This is a genomic window from Providencia huaxiensis (genome assembly GCF_002843235.3).
In the GTDB taxonomy this organism is placed as follows: domain Bacteria; phylum Pseudomonadota; class Gammaproteobacteria; order Enterobacterales; family Enterobacteriaceae; genus Providencia; species Providencia huaxiensis.
The window spans coordinates 4,394,801-4,410,174 of the sequence record NZ_CP031123.2 but is presented as its reverse complement, the minus strand read 5'-3'; the positions used below and the strand labels follow the sequence as shown (position 1 = coordinate 4,410,174).

Annotated in this window: 15 protein-coding genes; 4 read left to right on the top strand and 11 right to left on the bottom strand. The window is 42.6% G+C overall.

Annotated features, from left to right (window positions below; genetic code table 11):
• Positions 1-39: 39 nt before the first annotated feature.
• Positions 40-1,620, bottom strand: a complete 1,581-nt coding sequence (gene rtcR, locus CYG50_RS22045) for an RNA repair transcriptional activator RtcR (protein WP_102139125.1) — start codon at positions 1,618-1,620, stop codon at positions 40-42.
• Positions 1,621-2,579: 959 nt separating this feature from the next.
• On the opposite strand from rtcR, the gene CYG50_RS22040 reads away from it, so the two are divergent.
• The 3 genes from CYG50_RS22040 to CYG50_RS22030 are packed head-to-tail and all read left to right on the top strand — an operon-like array spanning position 2,580 to position 5,702.
• Positions 2,580-3,653, top strand: coding sequence for a slipin family protein (locus CYG50_RS22040; protein ID WP_432508980.1), 1,074 nt, complete (start codon positions 2,580-2,582; stop codon positions 3,651-3,653).
• 3 nt (positions 3,654-3,656) lie between these two features.
• Positions 3,657-4,883, top strand: coding sequence for an RtcB family protein (locus CYG50_RS22035; RefSeq protein ID WP_102139126.1), 1,227 nt, complete (start codon positions 3,657-3,659; stop codon positions 4,881-4,883).
• A gap of 24 nt (positions 4,884-4,907) precedes the next feature.
• Entirely contained in the window at positions 4,908-5,702 is a 795-nt protein-coding gene (locus tag CYG50_RS22030) for a nucleotidyltransferase domain-containing protein (protein WP_102139127.1), read from the top strand.
• Positions 5,703-5,789: 87 nt separating this feature from the next.
• Here CYG50_RS22030 and CYG50_RS22025 read toward each other — a convergent pair whose 3' ends face one another.
• The 5 genes from CYG50_RS22025 to CYG50_RS22005 all read right to left on the bottom strand — a co-directional run bounded on the left by CYG50_RS22025 (position 5,790) and on the right by CYG50_RS22005 (position 10,968).
• Positions 5,790-6,245: a DoxX family protein gene (locus CYG50_RS22025; RefSeq protein ID WP_244974779.1), complete on the bottom strand. Its 456-nt coding sequence runs from the start codon at positions 6,243-6,245 to the stop codon at positions 5,790-5,792.
• A 173-nt stretch (positions 6,246-6,418) separates the two neighbouring features.
• The gene (locus CYG50_RS22020) at positions 6,419-6,985 is read right to left on the bottom strand and encodes a molecular chaperone TorD family protein (RefSeq protein WP_102139129.1); all 567 of its coding nucleotides are present in this window, start codon (positions 6,983-6,985) and stop codon (positions 6,419-6,421) included.
• Positions 6,986-7,022: 37 nt separating this feature from the next.
• Positions 7,023-7,919: a dimethyl sulfoxide reductase anchor subunit family protein gene (locus tag CYG50_RS22015; RefSeq protein WP_102139130.1), complete on the bottom strand. Its 897-nt coding sequence runs from the start codon at positions 7,917-7,919 to the stop codon at positions 7,023-7,025.
• Complete coding sequence (locus CYG50_RS22010; protein WP_102139131.1) at positions 7,916-8,554, bottom strand: DMSO/selenate family reductase complex B subunit; 639 nt, start codon at positions 8,552-8,554, stop codon at positions 7,916-7,918. Before CYG50_RS22010 ends, CYG50_RS22015 begins: the two co-directional genes overlap by 4 nt.
• Positions 8,551-10,968 (bottom strand): DMSO/selenate family reductase complex A subunit, encoded by a 2,418-nt coding sequence (locus tag CYG50_RS22005; RefSeq protein ID WP_102139132.1) that lies wholly within the window; start codon positions 10,966-10,968, stop codon positions 8,551-8,553. The genes CYG50_RS22010 and CYG50_RS22005 overlap by 4 nt, the downstream gene beginning before the upstream one ends.
• Before the next feature lie 191 nt (positions 10,969-11,159).
• Between CYG50_RS22005 and CYG50_RS22000 the strand changes: the two genes are divergently transcribed.
• Positions 11,160-11,933 (top strand): AraC family transcriptional regulator, encoded by a 774-nt coding sequence (locus CYG50_RS22000; protein ID WP_102139133.1) that lies wholly within the window; start codon positions 11,160-11,162, stop codon positions 11,931-11,933.
• A 24-nt stretch (positions 11,934-11,957) separates the two neighbouring features.
• Here CYG50_RS22000 and CYG50_RS21995 read toward each other — a convergent pair whose 3' ends face one another.
• From CYG50_RS21995 to CYG50_RS21975, 5 genes are all read right to left on the bottom strand, one after another.
• Positions 11,958-13,004 carry an MrpH family fimbial adhesin gene (locus CYG50_RS21995; RefSeq protein ID WP_231068834.1) on the bottom strand — a complete coding sequence of 349 codons (1,047 nt, stop codon included), beginning with the start codon at positions 13,002-13,004 and terminating at the stop codon, positions 11,958-11,960.
• A 124-nt stretch (positions 13,005-13,128) separates the two neighbouring features.
• A complete protein-coding gene (locus CYG50_RS21990) occupies positions 13,129-13,662 on the bottom strand; it encodes a fimbrial protein (protein ID WP_102139135.1) in 534 nt (177 codons plus the stop codon).
• Positions 13,662-14,177 (bottom strand): fimbrial protein, encoded by a 516-nt coding sequence (locus CYG50_RS21985; RefSeq protein WP_168222877.1) that lies wholly within the window; start codon positions 14,175-14,177, stop codon positions 13,662-13,664. Before CYG50_RS21985 ends, CYG50_RS21990 begins: the two co-directional genes overlap by 1 nt.
• Positions 14,170-14,580 (bottom strand): hypothetical protein, encoded by a 411-nt coding sequence (locus CYG50_RS21980; RefSeq protein ID WP_148241609.1) that lies wholly within the window; start codon positions 14,578-14,580, stop codon positions 14,170-14,172. The genes CYG50_RS21985 and CYG50_RS21980 overlap by 8 nt, the downstream gene beginning before the upstream one ends.
• Before the next feature lie 47 nt (positions 14,581-14,627).
• A complete protein-coding gene (locus tag CYG50_RS21975; RefSeq protein WP_232368225.1) occupies positions 14,628-15,365 on the bottom strand; it encodes a fimbrial biogenesis chaperone in 738 nt (245 codons plus the stop codon).
• Positions 15,366-15,374 lie beyond the last annotated feature (9 nt).

The following is a 15,374-nucleotide window of genomic DNA, read 5'->3' as shown; positions in this document are numbered from 1 at the left end:
ATCAGCCCCCTCACGGGGGCTTTTTATTATCAATTCCCTTTACCTACCCTTCACCCCATTCCAATCCAACCCAAATTTAGCGAGATACTTTCGCAGCCTGTCCGCGTCATTGGGCTGTTTTTTGTGTTGCCGCGAAACGGCAAACAGCTCACGCCCCGCCTCTGACAAGGAAGATGAACGGCGGCAAACTTCAAGCACCATTGCCAACTGTGGTTGGTCGAATAAATCAATCTCACCAATTTGCTTGGGTAATGTATTGGTTGATTTTGTTTGCCATTGGGCTTGCAAGCGGCTAATTTCCTCTTCGGCCACCGCTTTGGTAATGCGCCCGCGTTCGGCAAAAGTGGCCATCCGGCTAATGGATGCCCCCAACTCACGGAAATTGCCACGCCACAGGGCCTGAGGGGAACAGGCAAACTTCACATACACATTACGAGCTTCACTATCAAAACGAATGTGACTTTGCTGGTCTTGGCAAAACTTAGCTAATTCATAATCCACATTTGGCTCGATGTCTTCACGGCGGTCACGCAAGCCCGGTAACACAAACGTCCACATATTGATACGGGCAAATAGGTCTTCACGAAATTTGCCCTCCTCCACTTGCTGCGCCAAATTACGGTGAGTCCCCGCAATTAATTGAAAATCACTGTGAATTTCTTCATCTGAACCATAAGGGAAAAAGCTTTTTTCTTCGATGGCTTTCAGTAGCATTGCTTGCTCATCAAGGCCTAGCTCCGCAATTTCATCAAGAAATAAAATGCCGCCATCCGCTTCTTTCAGTAACCCACGCCTTGGGTTGATTGCCCCTGTGAATGCCCCTTTCACATGACCAAACAGCGTCGACATGGCGTTATCACCACGTAAGGTGGCACAGTTTACTTCCACAAAACGCCCTTTAACTTGGTGGCGGCTTTCACGCAGTTGATAAATTCGCCTAGCTAAGAAAGACCTCCCCGCCCCCGTTGGCCCATTGAGTAAAATCGGGGCTTTAGAACGCAGCGCGACACGTTCGATTTGCTCAATCATGGTATTAAATGCCGCGTTGCGGGTGGCAATACCCGATTTTAAAAACGAAACCTGCTGTTGCTGCTCTGTTTGGAAACGGCTGGTGATATGGGTATAACGGCTTAAGTCAAGGTCAATCACGGTATGAATACCGATAGGGTCTTTTTCTCGCCCTTTTTGGCTCGGTGACGTTTGAATTAATTTGGCAGGTAAATAGTGAGCTTCCGTTAATAAAAACCAACAAATTTGTACCACATGGGTACCCGTCGTGATGTGTACCAGATATTCTTCATTATCAGTATCAAATTGATAATGCGAAGAAAAATCCAGTAATGAGGTATACACCTCTTCGAAATCCCACGGGTCAGCAATATCCACCTCATGCAGCACCACTTCTGTATTGGGAGAGGCTTGCTCAATATCCTCTTTCACCCGGTGTGCCATGCTATAGTCATTCACCTGATGAAGTAATTCAAAACGACCAACATCCAAATCAGGCTGTTGGCAAAGGCCAACCGTTGGCCGCCATTTTGTCCAGCGGTTGGCTTTTTTGCCTCGCCTGTCTAGTACGGTACCCAATACCCCAATAACAACCTTACGTTTTTCACTCATAGTATTTATATAAATTTATAAATTACGATATAAAAAGATAATAAATAGCATAATCCATTTACCACGCCAATGTTACCCACTTTTATCTTAAAATTATTTTTTACTTATATTTCAATTTGATAAAAATTTTTATCCCATTTTTTAAAAAGTTGGCATGCTTCTGGCAATACTCTATTCATCCACTGCCGGAAATTGTCTGAACTTCGCGTTCAACCGGTGCAGACATGGTGACTTAGTCACTGCATGGTCTGTATACCGCCGTCGGTAAGATACCTTTTGGTAATAGCAAAGCTATCAGGTTCGACTCCTGAAACTAACGTCTCCAAAACGTAAAACAACGAGCTGAAGTTAAGCTTAAAGCCGCTACTCGGGAGCCACGCTGAGTGATGAGCAAAAATTTAGACAGCCAGTTTTGGCGCTCTACTTTTTCCCTCACTACTTCGCTTTTTTCTTCAGTAGCGGATAAATATAAAAAAGGAAAAATAATGAAAAAAATAAATGTAGCTCAAGGACTTATCGCATTAACTGAAAAAAATGGCGATTTTCAGCACCTATTATTGGCTGGTGAGCACAAAGTGAATGATTGGTTTAACAAATTAACAGTCACCATGTATCCATTAAATGACGAACCAATTGAACATAAGCTGGCAGAGCATTTGCGCCAATATCATCAGCAGTGGGTTGTCGACTATTGCATTGATATCAATTTATCCGATGATGAAGTCGCATTTTTATATTTGCATGATCGTTTAATTGAGGTCATTGCGCCACAAACGCGCCGTTTATATTGGAAAATGACCAATACATTACGGGTTGAGAAGCAAAGTATCGCTGACTTTAAAATGTCCAACGAATTAACCGCCGCGTTAGTGCACAAAAAAGACATTAAAGGCCGTGAACTGTGCCTGATCACGCAAATTCCCGCAGGGAAACTTGGCTTATTTAAAGTTGATGGTGAGATAAAAAGTTTATTAGAAACTGGAACTTATGGATATTGGAATATCAAGCAAAAACCAGAAATACAGGTCATTGATGTTTGCTCGCAATCTATTGATAAACCAGTCGATTACGTATTAGCGGAACAAATTCGCCAATATCACCCAGATTGGATAGCATCCCACGGGGTCGATATTGATTTATCGGATGATGAAGTTGGCTTTTTATATTCACACCATAATTTGGTTGAAATTTTATCCCCAGCGACTCGACGTTTGTACTGGAAAGTCGGTGATAGCTTGAAGGTTGAGAAACAGAAGGTCGGTGAAATCGTGTTATCAGAAACCTTGATACAACGTTTAAGTGGCAAAAAGCGTATTAAAGGTCATGAGCTATGTTTAGTCGCTCAAGTACCTGCATGGCATATGGGCGTGCTGAAAATTGATGGTGAAGTCGAAAACTTGCTTGAACCGGGTACTTATGGCTACTGGCGTATCGAACACACACCCGAAGTTGAGGTGATTGATACCCGTTTACAGTCATTAGAAGTCAGCGGGCAAGAGATTTTAACCAAAGACAAAGTCACACTGCGGATCAATCTGTGTGCTAACTGGCGTTATCACGATATTTTATTGGCATTCTCAAAATTGAGTCAGCCTGTAGAGCATTTATACCGTGAATTACAGTTTTCATTAAGGGAAATCGTTGGTACTCGAACCTTAGATGAATTGTTAGAAAACAAGCAGTTAGTTGATGAATTGATGCTAACTCAAGTAGTGCAGTGTGTGGCTGAGTTTGGCCTAGAAATTGATAGCATCGGTGTAAAAGACATCATTTTACCAGGGGATATGAGAACAATTTTATCCCAAGTGGTAGAAGCCGAAAAATCGGCACAAGCGAACGTGATCCGCCGCCGCGAAGAAACTGCCGCGACGCGCTCACTGTTAAATACTGCAAAAGTGATGGAAAACAACCCCGTTGCACTGCGTTTAAAAGAGCTTGAGACCTTAGAAAGTATCGCACATCGGATCGACCAAATTTCTGTTTACGGCGGTCTAGACCAAGTATTAAACGGATTAGTAAAAATTAAGGAATAAATAATGATAAATAATAAATTCAACGAATTAATTCAAGAAAATGGCGTGCCTGTAAAAATGTGGACCAACGGTGTACCCGTTGATCCTAAAGCGGTAACACAACTACAAAACACCGCAAAAATGCCGTTTATTTTTAAGCACCTAGCCGTAATGCCTGATGTGCATGTCGGGAAAGGTTCAACCATTGGGAGCGTGATTCCAACCAAAGGCGCGATTATCCCTGCGGCAGTGGGGGTGGATATTGGTTGTGGAATGATTGCCGTGCGAACGTCTTTAACGGCATCTGATTTACCTGATAGCTTGCAAAATATCCGTTTTGCTATCGAAGCTGCAGTACCGCACGGTCGAACCACGCATCGACATGGACGTGATAAGGGGGCTTGGCATCGTACACCAGATATTGTTGATAGCCACTGGGCGCATTTGGATGAAGAGTTCAAACGTATCTGTGATAAATACCCAAAACTGCGTCAGACGAACCATTACAACCACTTAGGAACATTGGGAACGGGAAATCACTTTATTGAGCTGTGTTTGGATGAACAAGACCGTGTATGGGTAATGTTACATAGCGGGTCGCGAGGTGTGGGAAACGCGATTGGTAACTTGTTTATCACGTTGGCGCAAAAAGATATGCAACAGCATATCGCTAATTTGCCGGATAGAGATCTCGCTTATTTTGAAGAAGGTAGCGTGCACTTTAATGACTATATGGAAGCGGTAGGTTGGGCGCAGGACTTTGCTCGCCATAACCGTGAAGTGATGATGCACCGCGTATTGGAAGCGCTATCGCGTGAAATTCCAAAACCATTTACGACCCAACAAGAGGCCGTAAATTGTCACCATAATTATGTGCAAAAAGAGCAGCACTTTGGTGAAGAAGTACTGGTAACCCGAAAAGGCGCGGTGTCAGCGCGAAAAGGCCAAATGGGGATCATACCAGGATCTATGGGAGCAAAAAGTTTTATCGTGCGCGGTTTAGGTGATGAAGAAAGCTTTTGTTCCTGTAGCCACGGTGCAGGACGCGTAATGAGCCGAACAGAGGCGAAAAAACGTTTCTCAGTCAGCGACCAAAAAATGGCTACCGCCCATGTGGAATGCCGAAAAGACAGTGACGTGATTGACGAAATACCGATGGCGTACAAAGACATCGACGCAGTTATGGCAGCTCAATCATCATTAGTAGAAATTGTTCATACCCTACGCCAAGTGGTGTGTGTGAAGGGGTAAATATAAAAAGTAACAGGAGAAAGCATGGAAACTGACCATGAAAGTGTATCCGTGCTAATGAGAGAACGGATAGGAAAAACACTCAAAGAAATAGAAGAAACTCATCACGTTAAAATACTGTTTGCGTGTGAATCAGGCAGTCGCGGTTGGGGCTTTGCCTCCCGCGACAGCGACTATGATGTTCGATTTATCTATGTTCACAAACTCGATTGGTACCTAACATTAGATAAAAAACGCGATGTGATAGAAAAGCCAATTGATGATGAGCTGGATGTATCGGGTTGGGAGCTATCTAAAGCATTGAAATTAATGCGTAACTCTAACCCTGCATTAATCGAGTGGCTACACTCACCTATTGTATATTCTAAAGATGAGGTATTTTTTGCTCAACTGGAGCAACTGGCGGCACAATTTTATTCGCCATTAAAATCACGTTATCACTATTTATCAATAAGTAAGCGCAATTTACATACTGATTTTAAAGGTGAGCGCGTTAAATTAAAAAAATATCTTTATTTATTACGGGCGGTATTAGCTTTACGTTGGATAGAAGCAAGCAAGAGTATGCCACCAATGGCATTTTCTGAATTAGTCGCGGCCACAGTCACGGATACCAAGGTACTCGCAGAGATAGATGAACTACTCGTTATTAAGCACCAAGCGGTTGAAAGCGATTATGGCACGAGGCGAACAGCTATTGATAAGCTCGTTCTGGAAGTTATCGCCAATGCAGAGCGTATGCAATTTCCAGATCCTGCTTGTCGTGACAGCCGATTATTAGATGACTTTTTTCGTAAAACTGCGTTAGAAAATAATTAACTAATATTTTTTCAAAAAAATAGACCATCAGAAAAATTTTGATGGTCTTTTTTCAAAGGCAATGTCAAACACGAAAGAAAAACTAATTTATCGCCAGTTCGGGTTTTTGATAATGGAATATTTACCCGCACCTAAAAATGCCAACGCAATACCACTCAAGAAGAAATACACAATACTTTCAATCGCCCATGCACCTGTTTTATCGAGCAAGAATGTTTTATCTAGCCCAATCATCAGCCATGCAACCACCATAGTGAAGGCGACTAATAATGCAGATGGCCGAGTTAAAATCCCTAAAATAATGAAAATAGGGGCAACAACTTCACCTAAAATGGTTCCATAAGCGATAAATTCAGGTAACCCATAAGAAGCCAGCAGCGCTTTAATACCACTCGCTCCTGTCATTAATTTGCTCATGCCATGAAACAACATGAGCCCACCCACAGCAAGGCGCAATAACAACCTGCCTGCATCTTCATGGGACAACAAACGATTTAATAAATTGACCACTTTATACCCCCTATGGATATCCAAAAACATCATTAAGTAGTATGGCTTAAAAATGTATTATGGCTTAGAAAGCTAAAGTAAGAATCATTTTAATTTGCATTTCTTATAACTAAATCAATTTTCATTTGATTAAATTTTGTTAACTTTTCACCCATTCAAATATTACGTTTAATTAACCATTAAACAGTCAAATATACTGAATAATATTATAAACATGACCTTACAGTAACCAGTGTTAATTCCGTTAATGCGTTATAAAATGGGCTACATGTTGTTCGATTTAATTGCTGGTGAAATTGAGGTAACCAATTAGCCAAATGGTTATTCAACAATTCTTTTAATGCTGTCTCCCTGACCTGTGAAGCCAACACTGCCGCTTGAAATAACATTAAACCAACATGATCCGAAGGTTCTGGATAGTGAGTTTGTATTTTCAAGCGTTCGCGTTTTAAAAATTCACTTAATGTCACCGTGGAGGATCCTTGCAATACCCCTTCAGGGTCGAGATATACCGAGCCCCATGGTGGGGCCGGTAATGCTTCGGGACCAATAAATAAATCTGTCCATTGAGTGTGGAGTACCGCAGCTTCGATGTTTAGTGATGCCGAGATACGTTCACTAAGCTGAGCACTGATCTTACAAGGCCATTGAGATGCAAAGTCATTTAACTTGAAAAAGCTTATCGCATAACGGCTTGCATCGTCATTTGGTGAAAATAAATAGCACGTGCCTAAGATATTAAACGCAGCTGCGTAGTGTGAAAAATGGATCATGAAAAAGATAATTTCCTAAGCAATATGCCGTTATTTATCAATGAATAGTGTAAAAACAGTAGCGCAGCATAAATTCAGCAATCATGGCAGCCGCACAACCCACCACTAAATACCCTTTGCTGCTCGAAGACATAACCCCACTCGCAGTCTGTCGCATATGGCGAAATAACCCATACCCCAATACAATCACCGACAATATTCCAACAACCCAGCTTGTAATACGCAGCGACCAAATCCCTTGATAGGCGTGAATAGAGTCGATAGGAAATGTAATAGATTCATTATTATAGCTCGTGCTAACTAAGTAACTTTCATAGGTAGGTTGATAAGCTAAACGGACTAACAAGCTAATGCCAATCACTGCCCACAGTATCCATAACCCGCGAGTTGAAACTTGCGCCGCTGGCGATCCTGCATGAAAACGCAATAACAAATTGATTAATAAATAATACCCAGCAGCTCCCGCAGTTAACATCGTGCCGTAGAACATCAAATAGGTATTATCATTCATCCACGTTAACATTGATGTATAACGATAAATTGAAGCCATGGCATATACATCACACAGCCCAGCGATAATCGCTAAACCAAGTAACAGATATGACAGCTCCTTTTTGAACCAGAGCCATAGAAAGGTCAGCCCAAGAAAAGCAAAATAGGTGGCAGTGAACACCACTTCACGGCTTAACCATGATGAAAAAATATTCAACAATGAATTAGGCGCATTCAAAGGAACCCCTAAGTGGGTAATTGAAGACAACAAACCAATACCCGCGAAGACACAGGCGACAAACACATACCACAACAAAAATTGTGCATTAACTTTACGGCCCAACGCCGCTGATAATTTTTTTGCGAAAAGCGCTAACATCACACTCAACCCAATGGATGTTTGCATCAAAAATGTGAATAACAATAGTGGCCATTCATTCATTTGGCTTCTCCTTGAGAGTTTTGAGTACGGCCAGCCCCTTGGTGCGGGTGGATCACTAAATTTGGATGCGTAATCGATGAGTCCGGTAGCCCACGAACATCCGCCAGCTCGCCATAACGTTGTCTTAATTCATCTATCGGGCCAAACTGAATTGCCCCTAATGGACACGTGGCGACGCAGACGGGTTGCTCCCCTTTTAGTTGTAAGTCGATACAAAAATCACATTTCGACATTTGCTTGGTTTCCGGGTTCATTTGCGGTGCGCCATAGGGGCAAGACCACGCACAAGTTCCACAACCCACACATTTATCTGTGTTGACCATCACGATACCGTCCCCTTCACGTTTGTGCATTGCCGTTGTCGGGCAGTTTTTCACACACATTGGGTCGGCGCAGTGGTTGCATGAAATGGATAACGTATAAGCAAAGACGTTATTCACCAATCCCCCAGAGCCATTTTCAATAAACTCACCGCCAGCGATTTCATATACGCGACGATATTTGCGCCCGACATCAAGGTTATTTTTATCTTTGCACGCGACTTGGCAGGCTTTACAACCTGAGCAGCGTGCAGAGTCGATATAAAAACCAAGCTGTTTGCTGCTTATCGCGGGATAAACGTGAAATTTACTCATGCTTTGCTTACCTCCACCAATAAGGTTTGATGGGCATTTCCATGTGCCATTGCGGTGCTACGGGCTGATGTTAAAACGTTAGCGCAACCGCCTTGGTCAACGCCATTTTCATCAGGTTGCCACCATGCTCCTGCTTGTAAAGCCACCACTCCGGGCATAATCCGCTGGGTGATTTTGACGGGCACCATAGTGATACCGCGGTCGTTATTCACTTTGACGCGCTCTCCATCCGTAATATTTCGTTTTTTGGCATCAATGGGGTTGATCCACAACTCTTGGCGCTGCACTTCTTGTAGCCACGGGTTCGCAAATTGCGTTGAATTGGCACGATTACGGCCTTTCCAAGTAATTAATTGCAATGGATAACGTGAAATTAGCTCGTCTTCTGGCCCTTCAATGGCAGGTACGTAATGAGATAATGCAGGGATCTCCACATCATGACGTTCATAAAGACGCTGAGAAAAAATTTCAATTTTTCCAGATGGCGTTTCAAACGGGTTATTATCGATATCATTAATATTTTTCTCAAAGGCGACATGGCCAGTATGGGGTTTATGTTTTAAGAGATGGCGACGTTTAATTAGCAACTCATCAAACGTTGGAATGCCGTCTTCTGGGCGCTTCTGATGAGCGTCATTGACTAAATGTTCAATCCACTCTTTTTCTGTGCGCCCTTCACTGAATTTCTCACCAACCCCAAGTTTTTCAGCTACGTCACGTAACCATTCATAGTCACTACGGCGCTCAAATTCAGGCTCAATCACTTTCTCGGACAAAATAATGTAGTTACCCGTTCCCCATGTCCCCCCCACATTCCAACGTTCTAAGAAGCTGGTTTCAGGCAGTAAAACATCGGCATACTTGGCGCTAGGTGTCATGTATAAGTCACTGTAAACAATAAACTCAACTTTACTTTCATCTTCCAGAACGTTAGCCGCATGCAAAATGTCGGGGTTCTGGTTAGTCATATAGTTACCCGCCAACGAAAAAATCATTTTGATTTCCGTATCGAGTTTTTCTGCGTTTTTTAAACCATTATTTGGCGTCACAAGGTCTTTGTTCTCACAAGCTTGTACCCAATTGGTGATATTGATTTTTGCTTTGACTGGGTTTTCAAATAAGCTCGGCCCCGCTAACGTTTTACGTAAGTCAGGGGTGACTGCCATACCATAGCCCGCAGCCCAACCCCCTTTCACGCCTACATTTCCGGTGATGGTGGCTAATAGCGTGGCACCTCTTGCAGAGCGTTCACCACAGATATGGCGCTGGGGGCCCCAACCTTGCATTAAGGCCGCTGGTTTTGTATTGGCATATTCGCGAGCCAGTTGACGAATGGTATCGGCGGGGACTTTCGTGATGGGTTCCGCCCACTCTGGGGTTTTCACCACACCATCTTTTTTTCCCATTAAATAAGCCATTAATGACTCATTTTCAGGGATGCCTTCAGGCATTTGGTGCTCATCAAACCCCAAGGTGTATTTATCAATAAAGGCCTGATCATGAAGACCTTCGCTGATGATCACATACATCATGGCATCCATCATCGCGTTGTCTGTGGTCGGCAAAATGGGGATCCACTGGTCGGCTAATGACGATGCGGTATCCGAATAGCGTGGGTCAACCACAATGAATTTGGTGCCATTTTTTTTCATTTTTTGGAAATAATGATTAGTATGGCCAAAAATGGTTTCGTTCGGGTTATGTCCCCACAAGATCACCAATGGCGTATCTTCGAGTGTGTCTAGCGTGCTACCACTGGCTGACGTGCCATAGGTATAAGGCGTGACCGCCATGGTGTTGCCATTACTTACTGAATGGTAATTTTCCAGAAACCCCCCGGTGATATTGAATAGCCGACGCAACATATTCGCACCTGAGAAAATCCCCCCTGTCACCCCGGTACTGAGGCTCACAAAGCGTGATGCAGGGCCATATTGGGCGTTGATACGCTGCATGTTGTCAGCAATCAATGTTGTCACTTCTTCCCAACTAATGCGCTCAAAGCGCCCTTCGCCACGTTTTCCCACGCGCTTCATTGGGTATTTCAGGCGATTTGGGTGATAAACAAATTTTCGATAGCTGCGGCCGCGCACGCAAGCACGCATGATTGGCATCTCTTCGTCTAAATCGGCATCTGGACGGGTACTAATTCGTGTCACCACACCTTCTTTAACATGTGCTCGAATATCACACTTGCCACCGCAGTCAAAACTACTGCAGGTCGAGACCACTCGCTCACCGTTATTTTCCAGCGTTGTGGTTGGGATGATATTCGGGTTTTCTGGTGTCGATGCGACTGTGTTTGTGGCAATAAATGGGACAGCCATGAGTGCAGAGCTGCCTTGAATAAACCGACGACGGGTTATGGGGTCAATCAAACTCTTGCTATCCGCCTGATCGTGATAATTTTCCATGATAACTCTACCTCTGGCATACATTAGGTTGCCGCGCTAGAGTAATCATTTCCCTGCCTGCCAACTTTCGAAAAACCGCCAAACACATTGGAATTTCAGCCAACCATGAAAAACATGTGGTTATATCAATAAAAATTGCCTATATTCAGAAAATAGATGATAACTTTTGAATATCAGCCAAGAAAATTACTATGCGAAATATTCCTCTAAAAACGGTCGATGCAACTCCGCGTGATGTTTTAGCTATCGGCACTGATTACCTACCAAACGTGCTGCTTGATTCTCACGTTCACCGCCGCGCCCAGTTTCTATATGGTGCGACAGGCTTGATTGAAGTGAGTACAGCAGATGGCGAATGGGTCATACCACCTGATAGTGGTGTTTGGATCCCCTGTAATACGCCTCATGAAACACGCATGTTGAATGTCAGTACGCGTAGCTTATACATTGAGCCCAAAGCCGCTCCACGTAGGGGAAACAAATGTGAAGTGCTCAGGGTTTCGCCCTTACTTCGTCAGCTATTGCTTGAAGCGGTTGATACCGCAATTGAATATGATTTAAATGGCCGTGATGGTGTGATGTACCAATTGATTTTGCATGAAATTGCGCAGGCAGAGCCCCTGCCTTTCTATGCCCCAATTCCACGGGATGAACATTTAGCCCAGTTGTGCCGGGAATTCCTAAAAGCCCCACAAATCACCTCATTACCACAGGAGTGGGCGGCAAAATTACATAAAAGTGAGCGCTCATTTAGCCGTTTTTTTGGTGCTCAAACGGGGTTATCTTTCTCTGACTGGCGGCAGCAAGCTTGTTTATTAAGTGCGATTACCCACATTTCTGCGGGTAAATCCATTACCGAGGTCGCATTCGATTTAGGCTACAGCAGCGTTGGGTCTTTTTCGACCATGTTTAAAAAATGGTTAGGGCAAAGTCCATCCAGTTTTATTCAGAGAATTAGTGGATAACACCTAACCATTCAAAAATTAAATTTAATCAAATGTGGCAATTAACCATGCAGACCCTTGATAACTTCCTGCGTCTGCATTATTTCCTTGAATACGACTACGTATATGGATCGTGCGATTTGAATGAATTCCTACACGAATATCTGTCCCCGTCGCCCCTGTTTGTTCATCCACAATGTCTAACTTACTGTAAATCGTTCTATTTGAAGCATCTTTCATCGGTAAACGCTTTTGCGGGTCACCATCTGTCACATAGTCTAACCGTAACCTTACCTTCGTTAAGGCCGCAAATTTACACGTGTATCTGATGCTTTCCGTCACCAAACTATCGTAATGAATACTACTTAATTGGCCGTGTCGCAAATTGACTGTGCTAGCCTGCCCAGAGCTCGTTTGCGTGGAGCACATTGCTTTCACATTTAACTGAGAAGCTGCAAGACGCATTGGCACTGTTGATTCAGATAAAGGCCAGCTGTCAAAGGGAGGCGCTGTTTTAGGTTCAGTAAAAGCGCGAACATAGCCCGCTAAATCCATTGCAGGAATAACCAGTTTTCCATCAATAATTTGCTCATTAATAAAAAATGTAATAGTAACCGGAAATTGACTGGTAAACTCTTGAGCTGACCTAACAAGCCCCACATAAGCATATGAGCACATTCCTGCATCAATATTTATCCAATTCATTATCGGAGTTTCCACCGTCATCACTAAATTGTTATTGATCCGGTAGGCCGTTTTTCCATCAATCGTGACTCCCGCAGAAGCCACATACATAAACAAACGATGAAATGCCTGTGATGAATGAATTCTTGTATTGCTACTTCCCCATCGTCTACCAACACAATCAACCAAGCCAGACACGCTCACTTGAGCACTATTACCGTCAATAACAATAGGGTTTCCTACACGATAATAATTTTTGCCATCAGAGCCAACCCGTGAAACGGGTTCAATAACACTATTACTATCGATCCGAATTGAATAACCTGAATTGGAATTTTGTATTCGAGGTGCATAGTCTGCATGAGCATTTATTCCATACAAACTAAGAATAGCCACCAGAAAATACATTGATAAGCCAGATGGTTGTTTAAAGAATTCTCTCCTCAAAAATAAGGGAAATGGTATTTTCACCATAAAGCAAGAAACCGCCTGAAATAGGATTTGAAAATTAGACATAACCGATATTACCGCCTTAATAGTAAGTGACCGAAATCATGGCAATAGCACTAAATTTTCCAGCACGGAGTTGGCTCGCTGGTAGGGTACTAACGAGATCAGCTTGTAAAATAATTCGCTGCAAAGTGGCATCTATTTGTTCTGGGAATATTTGCTGAATTTGATTAACTTCAAGTGGATGAGCCACACCTCCAGTTATATTATTGATATTAATGCCAAGGCCATCAGTACTGGTGGATAAAATACTTTTTCCTTGATAAACCATAGTGTTACTATTTTTGGGGTTAATCATAATACCGAGTGATTTATTCCAATTACAGCCAGTTAAATACAAAGGAAATGTATGGGATTGGGAAATATCATCAGAATTATGCGGTATATTAATCACCCCAAAATTGATTTTTAACGGGGTACTGTTATCTTCACTACGCAGGTGGCAGGCTGGGTCGACTAACGTCGCACTCACATCGATTAAGACATCCGACTTAGATATAAATGGGAGAAATAAAAAACACAAAACAAATTTAGATAACCAATTGATTGTATTCATTACTCATACTCCAATGAAAAAGTCGCTGAGCTTGAAAAAAAACCTTTTTTTGCTTCATTCAGCGGATTTTTACGAACAAACACACCAAATTCCAATTGTTGAGTCCCATCCGTAACCGTAACCGGTGTGACCTCAATCGACTTATCCCAAGTAACAAGTACTCTTTGCTTATCAACTACACCGAGCAGTACACCACTATTTCCATCCGTTCCAAGGTAATTATCACCCTCTACAGCGACCTGTTTTGGGCTTTTCCAGGTAATCTTAATCATCTTATTCAGGTCGGCTTGGCTACATTTTTCAATCGTGATAAAAAAGGGGGTGATATCACTAGGAATATTGTCATTAATCGACTTCAAACGTATATTTTCAATTGTTACCCGCTTATTGATAGAATCAGCCGCTAACTGACAGGTTTTATTGACTAAAATACCACTAAACTCCACATCTAAGCTGTCCATACTCCAAGCAAAAATAGGGAATCCAAGGCTTAAAAGTAAAATAGTCTTACTCATAAACCACCTCCAGCCGTAATAAATTCGATTTGTGCATTGAAACAGGGGGATAAATGAGATTATTGCCATTTAATAGATTCATTTTCTCTATAGCCGTAACATTCCCATTTTGCACATCATAAAAACGTATTTGTGCGGGCGTTGTTTGCATTTTGTTGGCAGAAAAGGCATCGCCTGCGCCACATTGAGTCAGCATCACCGCTGAGGTTGATATTTTTAAGTGACAAGGTGAATTGAATAATTGAGCGCTGACTTCTAACCATCCACTATTTGAATCTTCATAATGCGATTCATTCACTGCAGTATGATTTAAAAACTCGCTAGCCGAAGCCATCCCGCCTATCACGCCACTGATGACCATGCTACTGATGAAAAATAAGCCGATAAGCATATATTTTATCAATGCATTACTCCTTCTATTATTAATGCTAGGCATATTTCCTAACTTAACTAACGTTCATCAACCACAGTGCAAACCTCTTGCTGGCAACGAAAAGCCAAAGTCGGTTTTCCGCCATAGTCGTTGATATAGGTTAAATGTGGCTTTGTCAGCGGCTGGGAAACAAATTCTTGGGTGGATTTCGGTGGTACCATCACCACCTCGAATTGACTTTGTTCAGACTGTTTTTGGTTATTACCCAAGCCAATAACCGTCAAATTAAAAGGTGTTGAATTATTGAGTTGATACCCTTTATTGGTCTTCATTAGTGTGACCTTATGTGCCCAGTTTGTTTCTGACTCAGCTAAAATGGACGAGGGCCGATAAAAAAGCTTCACCCGCGATTGCAAAGCAATTTGTAAGGTATTCGCATCATGAGATTTAGGCGGGACTTCTCGTAAATTAAAATAAAATACGGATTCCCTATCTTGCGGTAACTGACTAAATAAAGGCGTCAGACTCAAACGAACTAAGCTTTGGCTATTCGGCTCGACACGCTGTAGAGGAGGCGTGGCTAATAACGCTCCTTTTATTAACTTGTTACCTTGCGGGTCTTCAATCCAACTTTGCGCGAGATACGCCTCTTCTGGGTTATCATTGGCTATCTTGATATTGATCGATTTCACATCCCCAGGGAAAATGATCCGAGTTCGATCCAAGGTCACTGCTGCATGAGTATTAAATGATAATATTGATATAACAAACAGCACCCTCACAACCCATTGATAACAGATATCTAATTTCCACATAATTAGCCT